The sequence below is a fragment of the Lancefieldella sp. genome, assembly GCF_057237245.1.
Map to the genome: position 1 here is coordinate 1 of NZ_DBHHJM010000011.1, position 8,802 is coordinate 8,802.

Genomic DNA, 8,802 nt, shown 5'->3' on the forward strand with positions numbered 1-8,802 from the left:
GGGGCATTTTTATGTCGAGAGGATCTCACTTTTGTGAGGTCCTCTTTTTTGGTAGAGAATATTCGAAAATAGCATAAAAATTTTTACTAAAAATCCATATTTATTACGTATTATATATTTATTGTGTATCACAATATTTACATAATTTTCTTAATTAAATGCCGTTCACGGAAGATAATTTTTACCATTTGATGTTATCTTGTTTTAACATTTGTGCATTTCTGTGTGCATTTTGTTACTAATCTGTCACGAATCTGACCATATTTCACCTACCGTTTACCTAAACCTTCTCACTTTCTGACAAATTTGGCTTGATTATTTATCCCACACCAAATTTTGAGACAAGAAATGTTAGAGCGCATGTAGCGCTTGAGTGTTTGAACAGTAAGGAGAGGTTTTATGGAGTCAGAAAACAGAGAAACTGCTGGAACAGAGTCGCTGCTCGGTGGGTCTTCTCGCCATGTGATGGGTGACTATAGCAGGGTAGTTCCGCCGCAGCACTTCCTCAGAACAATGGAAAAGACCAAGAGGCCGCTCGCGCTTTGTGCAGAGCCCTGCATGGGTAAGACTATGTTTTTGCGTGAGTTGGCGGATTATGCGCAGTCACACGGATGGACTGTGTATGAAATCTCTCTTTCTAGTTTGTCGGCTAAAGAGGCAACTCAGATTCTTACTAAGAAAAGCACATCTATCTGCAATGCTAAGAAATCAAAGGTGGTTAAAAGGTTAGTTCTTATTGATGATTTTCCTCCGTCTGACGAGTATTTTGTTGCTCGCCAGGTTAAATCAATTGCGCGTCTTCGCATGGCTGGCTGTCTTGTTGCGATTTCTTTATCTCCTGAAGCTCGTCAGTTAATCGACGAAGTCCCTAGCGTATATGTTTTGGGAAAGAATGAGCTGCTCACGTTTATGCCTGGAATAGATAATTCTGAACAATCAATTTTGACTAATATGAGATTGACTCGCGGTATTCCAACGCTTGTTTACTCTTTGCCAGTTACATTTTGCGAGCATGGAGATGTGGATGTTCCAATTACGTATCTAACTAGTCTTGCTTGCGTTGCATCGTATATGCTCAGAAGCTCGCTAGGCATTGAGGAACTTAGGCTCAGGCTGGGCATGATGTTGCTCGGTGTTGGTTCATTTGATGATTTAAGCCGTATATGCGGACAAGTTGATCTTGAGTATTTGGCCAAGATAGAGCAAGATGCGCCTTTCTTTGGCGTGCATGTAGAAACTAGGCGTTTCTCGTGTATTCATGCTACAAGATTTGATGTCTTGAACTTTAATAAACAGGAGCTTGTGACTCTAGCGGGTAAGCATGAAAAGCTTGTTCTGAAAACTATAGTCCTGCTGATCGATAGAGAAGATTTCTCTAAGGCTGCGTTTGTGAGCTCACTGGTTAGAGAAGAGATTATCTGGGAAATTGTTCTTTCTCATGCAGCGGAATTTGCAGATGCTGGATATATTGAGCTGGTAGATAACGCACTTACTGCCACGCATTCTGACTGTACGCTCGATAACTCAAGTAAAAAAGCTGCTAAGGGAATGGTGGATTCGCTGTCTACTGCTAAGGGGCCGATGAATACTAAAGATGCTGATAGAGCACTCAAAAATCTCACTTCATTTAACGGATTTCTTAAGCAAACGGCATATATGACTTTACTGAAGTTGATTTTGCAAAAGCCTCTGCCACCCTTGAAGGAAGACCTTGAGCTGGGTCCGCTAGAGAAGAAAATTGCTCTACATAAACGCGCAATTGATTTAGCTTTGCAAGGAAATTTTAAGTATGCCCTTCAGCTGCTGCTTCTTGAGCAGCAGTATGAGAAAGCTGCATCAATAACCTCGTCAATTCAAGCTGTTGACGTGGAATTGCTTTACGCATTGCTGGGTGTATATCAAAAAGAATTTGATACGCGCACCTCAGGCTCGCTCTCCTTTTTACAAGAAGGTGAGGTCGGAGGCTTAAAGGGGTCTGTAGGACTACTTAAATGTGTTCGCTACCTTTTTGAAAAAAGCTCTTCTGTGGGAGACTTATACGATACTGAACAGCTCATCAGCCAAGCAGAACTGCAGGGTAATCGTATGATTCAAGTGCCCGCGCTTCTTATTGGAGCTCTTCTCAGCCTCAGAAGCAGAGCATATCCCAAAGCGCAGCTCCAGGCGAGAAGAGCGGTGCTGCTGAGTAGGGAATGGGATTCATTATATGTGGTGCAAGTCGGAAAGATCATTGAAGATATTGCGGGATTTTTCTTAGGCGTTAAACCTACGGAGAAGAGCCTTGAGACAATTACCCATCCATCGCTAAAAGCTGCATGTAGAACAATATATAAAGCTCTCTTTAAGAGTGTAAACGGACATGCTCCCGTTTGGCTGGATGCGGTTGAGTATGGAGTTCCAGAAAATGCCATGTGGCTTGTGAGAGCGCTTCTGTCCGATGACTCTGAATTTCAGCAGTGCTTAGAACGAGAAACACCAGATGAATGGCTCCATTACCTACGTTCAAATGAAGGAAAACGAGACATAACAAAATGGAGAGTATCTCGGCAAGGAGCAGGGGATTCTTGGACTGAAGACTCCGCTCTGAAGAGCCTGCACGTAGAGAAGGTAAATAACGCTCACCCAGGAGTTTACCTTGCTCTTCTCGGCAGATTTAGTTTGTCGGTTCAAGGAGAGGAGATTGCTGGCAGAAAAATTGCCTATCGATCGGCAAAGGCGCTGCTTGTGTATTTGGCGCTTGCTCACAATCACATGAGCTTTAGGTCGCAGATTGCGCAGCAGATTTGGCCGGAGGCTGATCAGGCACATTGGCAAGAGCGTCTGTATCAAGCAACTCGAGTTATTCGCAAAGAGGTCCAGGAGATTCAGACAGATTGTGAGCCTTTGGAAGCATCTCGGATTGAAAAGACACTTGGTTTTAATCCCCAGCAGGTGACCGTAGATATTGATATTTTTACGCGATTAGCAAAAAGTGTGGCGTCATCGAACAGCGATGAAGACATAGTGCATCTGGCTAAGCAGGCGGAAGAGTTGTACCAAGGGGATTTGTATCTTCCTGAGGATGAATGCTTTAGGTTTGCAGATCCCATTCGTGTTGCCCTGAGAGATCAATACATAGATACCATGGTAACGGCTTCGGCGGCTGCTTTGAGAATTACCCACTATACGCTTGCGGTGCATTTTGCAGAGCTCGCCTACCTTGTTGATGATATGCGAGAGGACACACTTATGGCGCTCATTCAGGCATTGAGAAAATGTGGTCGGGCGCAGGATGCGCAGCATTACTACGATTTGTACGTGCAGAAATACGTTATGAAGCGTAGAAAAATGCCGTCTAAACAGCTCAGGATGATTGCAGGTGCAGAAAAGGGAAAAGAATCAATAGAAACTAGTGGTGGAGAAATAACGAAATTGGGATTTTACGACGCCATGTAGTGTGATTCAAGCAGTTAGACGGGGTATGATATATAAGTTGAATACTGTGTCTATCAACCGAAGATAGATGCCCGACGTCAAGGAAAAAGCTATGCCTAATTTCCTCTCTAAGATTCTGTCCTTTGGCGCTGACAAGGACCTCAAAGCATATCAGCGTATTGTCGAGAAGATCAATGCGCTTGAGCCAACAATGCAGGAAATGAGCGATGAAGAGCTTCAGGCTCAGACCGAGAAGTTCAAGGCTCGTTATGCCGAAGGAGAAAGTCTAGACGATCTTCTCCCAGAGGCTTTTGCGACGGTACGTGAGGCGTCAGTAAGAACTATTGGTCAGCGTCACTTTGATGTCCAGCTCATTGGTGGCATCGCGCTGCATAAGGGCACTATCGCAGAGATGAAGACTGGTGAAGGTAAGACGCTTGTCTCCACTCTTGCTGGTTACCTTAACGCACTGAGCGGCGAAGGCGTTCACATCGTTACGGTCAATGACTACCTGGCTAAACGAGACAGTGAGTGGATGGGCACCATCTACAAGTTCTTGGGCATCAGTGTTGGCCTTCTGCAGAACGGCATGCGACTGAGCCTTAAAAAGCCTGCATATGAGGCAGATATTACTTACGGTACAAACTCAGAGTTTGGCTTTGACTACCTGCGCGACAACATGGTTACTCGTCCAGAGATGCGTGTTCAGCGTGGACACCACTACGCCATCGTCGACGAGGTTGACTCCATCCTTATCGATGAGGCTCGTACTCCTCTGATTATTTCTGGTGCTGGCACTAAATCCGCAGGTACCTATAAGGATTTTGCAAAGGCAGTTCGTGGATTAACTCCAGATGTTGACTTTGAGATGGATGAGGCAAAGCACACCATTGCAACAACAGAGATTGGTCTCGAGAAGGTCGAGCGCGCTCTCAACATTGACGATATCTACAACGATGAGACAGGCCAACTAGTCAATCATCTTCAGCAGGCGCTGAAGGCTGAGTATATGTTCCATCGTGACCAGCAGTACGTTGTCATTGATGGCGAAGTAAAGATTGTTGATGAGTTTACTGGTCGTATCATGGAAGGCCGTCGTTATTCTGAGGGTCTTCACCAGGCAATTGAGGCAAAAGAGAACGTTCAGGTACGTGAAGAAAACCAGACTTTGGCAACTATCACCCTCCAGAACTACTTCCTCATGTACGACAAGCTCTCCGGTATGACCGGTACCGCAATGACCGAGGATGCAGAGTTCCGTGAGGTTTATCACGTTCCTGTTCAGGTTATTCCACCTAACCGTCCGGTTAAGCGTGAAGACCTCGATGACCTGGTCTATCGTACTATTGATGCTAAGTTTGAGGCTGTCGTAAGAGACGTTGAAGAGCGTCATCAGAATGGTCAGCCAGTACTGGTTGGTACCGTTTCCATTGACAACTCCGAGCGTATTTCTCGCATTCTGTCTAAACGCGGCATTAAACATAATGTTCTGAACGCTAAGTTCCATGAGCGTGAGGCACAGATTATTGCTCAGGCTGGTCGTGAGGGTGCAGTTACTATTGCAACTAACATGGCAGGTCGTGGTACCGATATTCTTTTGGGTGGCAACCCAGATGTCATGGCTGAAGACATCCTTCGTAACCAGGGAATTGAGCCAGCTGAGGCTACTCAGGTGCAAAAAGAAGCTGCGTGCAAAGAAGCAAAGGAAATCTGCGCTACTGAGCGTGAGGCAGTAACCGCTGCGGGTGGTTTGTGCGTTATTGGTACCGAGCGTCACGAGAGTCGTCGTATTGACAATCAGCTTCGTGGTCGTTCTGGTCGTCAGGGAGACCCTGGTCAGACCCAGTTCTACCTTTCTCTTGAAGATGATTTGATGCGCCGCTTTGGTGGAGATCGCATGGATGGCGTTGCAGCAATGATGCAGCGCTATGAGCTTCCAGACGATATGCCAATTAAGGCAAAGATTGTTACCAAGCTTGTCGAGGGCGCCCAGCGCAAGGTTGAGGAAGTCAACTTTGCAATGCGTAAGAACGTCCTTGATTACGACGATGTTATGAACAAGCAGCGTCAGGTCATTTACGCAGAGAGAAACAAGATTCTTGACGGCAAGGATCTTATGGACCTCATCGAGACAGTCACTGCTTCTACTACTCAGCGCATTTGCGAGGAGTTCTGCTACGGAGATGCTGACGAGTGGGATTTTGAGGGTCTTGAGAAGTGGCTCACTGAACTTACTGGTAAGACTGATCTTCCAGAGTTTACCGAGGATACCAAGTTTGAGCAGCTTGAAGAGGATGTCACCGCATTTGTCCAAAAGACTTTTGACGAGAAGACCCAGAAGCTTGGCGAAGAAGTTATGCGTGAGCTTGCTGCTCAGGTAATGCTTCGCGTCATTGATACTCGTTGGATGGCATACCTCCAGGAGATGGATTACCTAAAGACCGGTATTGGTCTTCGTGGTTTTGGTCAGCGTGATCCTCTGGTTGAGTATAAGACCGAGGCATACGAGGCATTTACGCTGCTGGTAAACACCATGTATGAGGACTTCCTCCGTACCATTCTTCGCCTTGAGTTGGTTAATCGTCCACGTCAGAATACTGAGGCAGAGGCCTTCCAGAATGCTCACTATTCTGGTGGAGAAGAGACCGACGGCGATCAAAAGGCACTTAAGCAAGGCAAGAGCATGCTTAAGAATGCCGCAGCTATTGGAAAGAGTCCACAGGGAACCGGCGCCAGCCAGTCTTCTGTATCAACCTACCGTAAGTCTGACGATCCAAATCCTTACGTCAACGTTGGTCGTAATGACCCTTGCCCATGTGGAAGTGGCAAAAAGTTTAAGAACTGCCACGGCCGAAATAGGTAAGAATGGCTGATACAGAGGTTGTTTCGCTCCAAGCTTTAGCGGAGCGTCTCTCTGAGGTAGAAGGATATCTTCACCTCACTGAGAAGCGTCAGCAAATTTCAGAACTTGAGGCAGAAAGTGCTCGTCCCAATTTTTGGGACGACGCTGAAACTGCGCAAAAAATAATGACTCAACTAGCATCACTTCGCGATGATGTTGCTGGTATTGATAGGGCTAAAGAGAAACTCGGTGATGCTGAGGCCGCTTTTGAGCTTGGAACAGAGCTTGGGGACCAAGCATCACTCGACGAATCTCAAGCGCTTGCGGCATCTCTTGAAAAAGACTTGTCGGAGCTTGAGCTTTCAAGCTGGTTTACTGATGAACTTGATCATGGTGATGCAATTGTTACTATTAAGCCTGGTCAGGGTGGTCTTGAGTCTCAAGACTGGTGCGAGATGCTTTTTCGCATGTATCTCAAATATTGCGATCGTCGTGGTTGGAAAGTTGATATCAACGACGCTCCTGTTGCAGAGGTTATTGGTCTTGACCGCGCAACCTTTACGGTAAGTGGAAAAAATGCTTATGGCATGCTTCGTGCCGAACAGGGCGTGCATCGTCTGGTAAGAATTTCTCCTACTGACGATAAGAAACGCAGGCAGACGTCATTTGCTGGTGTAGAAGTTTTACCCGTTCTTCCTGAAGATATTGAAGTTGCTATTGACCCCAATGACCTGCGTATTGATGTCTATCATGCATCTGGTCCAGGAGGTCAGGGAGTTAACACTACAGACTCGGCAGTTCGTATTACACATATTCCAACAGGAACGGTAGTAACCTGCCAAAACGAACGCAGCCAGCTTCAGAACAAAGCTGCAGCAATGAATATCTTGCGCAGTCGTTTGTATGAGATTGAAAAGGAGAAACGCGAAGCTGAGCTGGATGAGCTTCGCGGTCCAAAGAGAGAAATCTCGTTTGGCAATCAAATTAGGAGTTATGTTCTTTATCCTTATCAGCTCATTAAGGACTTAAGAACAGGTGCAGAAACAGGAAACGTAGAGTCCGTTCTTTCAGACGGCGATCTTGATCAGTTCATCATTGCGTACCATCGCTGGGTTGTTGGCGGAAAGGATTAGTGTGCAAAAATCTACTTGGCAAAAGACCTTTAAAGATTCGTTCTTTATCGTCCTTGGCTGTGCAATTTTTGCAGTTGGCCTTGATGTATTTGAAGTTCCTAACGGACTTGCGGCTGGTGGTATTACTGGTTTTGCAACGATTATCAGAGCTGTTGCATTGCCTTTTGGTTTTGATTTGCCAGTTGGTATGCAAACAATCGCTATGAATATCATTTTGATGGCTTTTGTTGCAAAAAGCGGCAACAAAAAATACTTGCTCAAGAGTGTTGTAGGCTTCTTAATTTCCAGCATTTTTGTCGATTTATTTGCACCTTTTTTACCAGCTCTTGGCGCCAATGATCTTATGCTTGCTGCTTTGTGGGGCAGTATTATCTGTGGTTTTGGTCTTGGCCTTGTATTTAGAGCGGGTGGAAATACCGGTGGTACAGACATCATTGCTCAGGCGGTTTCCAAGCGTTTTTCTATTCCATCCGGCACTGCAATCATTATTGTAGACATTCTCATTATTATTGCGGCTATTCCGGTCTTCTCGCTAGAAAACGGTCTGTATTCTACCTTGGCAATCTTTGTTACAGGAAAAATGATTGACTTTGTCATCGACGGACCAAGATCTGAGCGCTGCGTTTACATTATTTCCTCTGAGCACGATGCCATCGCTCACGAAATTCTCTATAACCTTAATCGTGGCTGCACAGAGCTTCAGGCGCGCGGACTGTGGAGTGGTGCGCACAAGCCTGTTTTGATGTGCGTTCTTGGTCGTACGGAGGTTGTTCAGCTGAAAGTTATCGTTTCCGAGATTGACTCAGATGCACTGGTGTTTGTTTCAGAGGTCCACGAGGCAATCGGCGAAGGCTTTAAGTCATTTGAGGCTTTGGAAAGCTAATCGCTGCTAATCGTTGTTTGGTCAGCAAGCTGCTCGACAGATGGTTCTGTTGAACTTCGGTGGATGCGTGTAGCTGGATGCGATTAAACACAATTGCACGCAAAAATTTTGCGATGTAAAAAGGCGCCCGCACAATGAACTGCCTCCCATTTCTTATGTCCAAGAAATGGGAGGCAGTTCATATGCGGGTGATTATGATTCTGCAGCGTGTTAGCGTCGGCTTTTAGGCCTGGCGCACAAAATAGCGCAGCTTTGGTAGGTCCTGCTGAAGAATCGACATGTTTCTAATCAAGATAGCCAGGAAGCTAGATGGCTGCACCGCTTGATATACATTTCTATGCATAAACTTAACCTAATATGCTAGAAAATGAATAGCGTCATATAAAATATTTAACTATAGGTAAATTCCGCACCTAAGGAACACACCTAAGTCGGATATTCTGCTCAGATGCGGGCATATTACACATCTAATGACGATAATCTGCATGATTGAGGTATTTTCAGCGTCATGTATACGTCTTTTTAACAGA

At 45.6% G+C, this 8,802-nt stretch carries 4 protein-coding genes; all 4 read left to right on the forward strand.

What is annotated here, in order from left to right; translation table 11 throughout:
• Positions 1 to 399 precede the first annotated feature (399 nt).
• A complete protein-coding gene (locus ACO5GU_RS07075; RefSeq protein ID WP_484930583.1) occupies positions 400 to 3,435 on the forward strand; it encodes an AfsR/SARP family transcriptional regulator in 3,036 nt (1,011 codons plus the stop codon).
• Between the two features lie 91 nt (positions 3,436 to 3,526).
• The gene (secA, locus tag ACO5GU_RS07080) at positions 3,527 to 6,277 is read left to right on the forward strand and encodes a preprotein translocase subunit SecA (RefSeq protein ID WP_484930584.1); all 2,751 of its coding nucleotides are present in this window, start codon (positions 3,527 to 3,529) and stop codon (positions 6,275 to 6,277) included.
• Between the two features lie 2 nt (positions 6,278 to 6,279).
• The gene (gene prfB / locus ACO5GU_RS07085) at positions 6,280 to 7,389 is read left to right on the forward strand and encodes a peptide chain release factor 2 (protein WP_484803910.1); all 1,110 of its coding nucleotides are present in this window, start codon (positions 6,280 to 6,282) and stop codon (positions 7,387 to 7,389) included.
• A gap of 1 nt (position 7,390) precedes the next feature.
• Positions 7,391 to 8,272: a YitT family protein gene (locus ACO5GU_RS07090; RefSeq protein WP_035427241.1), complete on the forward strand. Its 882-nt coding sequence runs from the start codon at positions 7,391 to 7,393 to the stop codon at positions 8,270 to 8,272.
• The last annotated feature ends 530 nt before the right edge of the window (positions 8,273 to 8,802 follow it).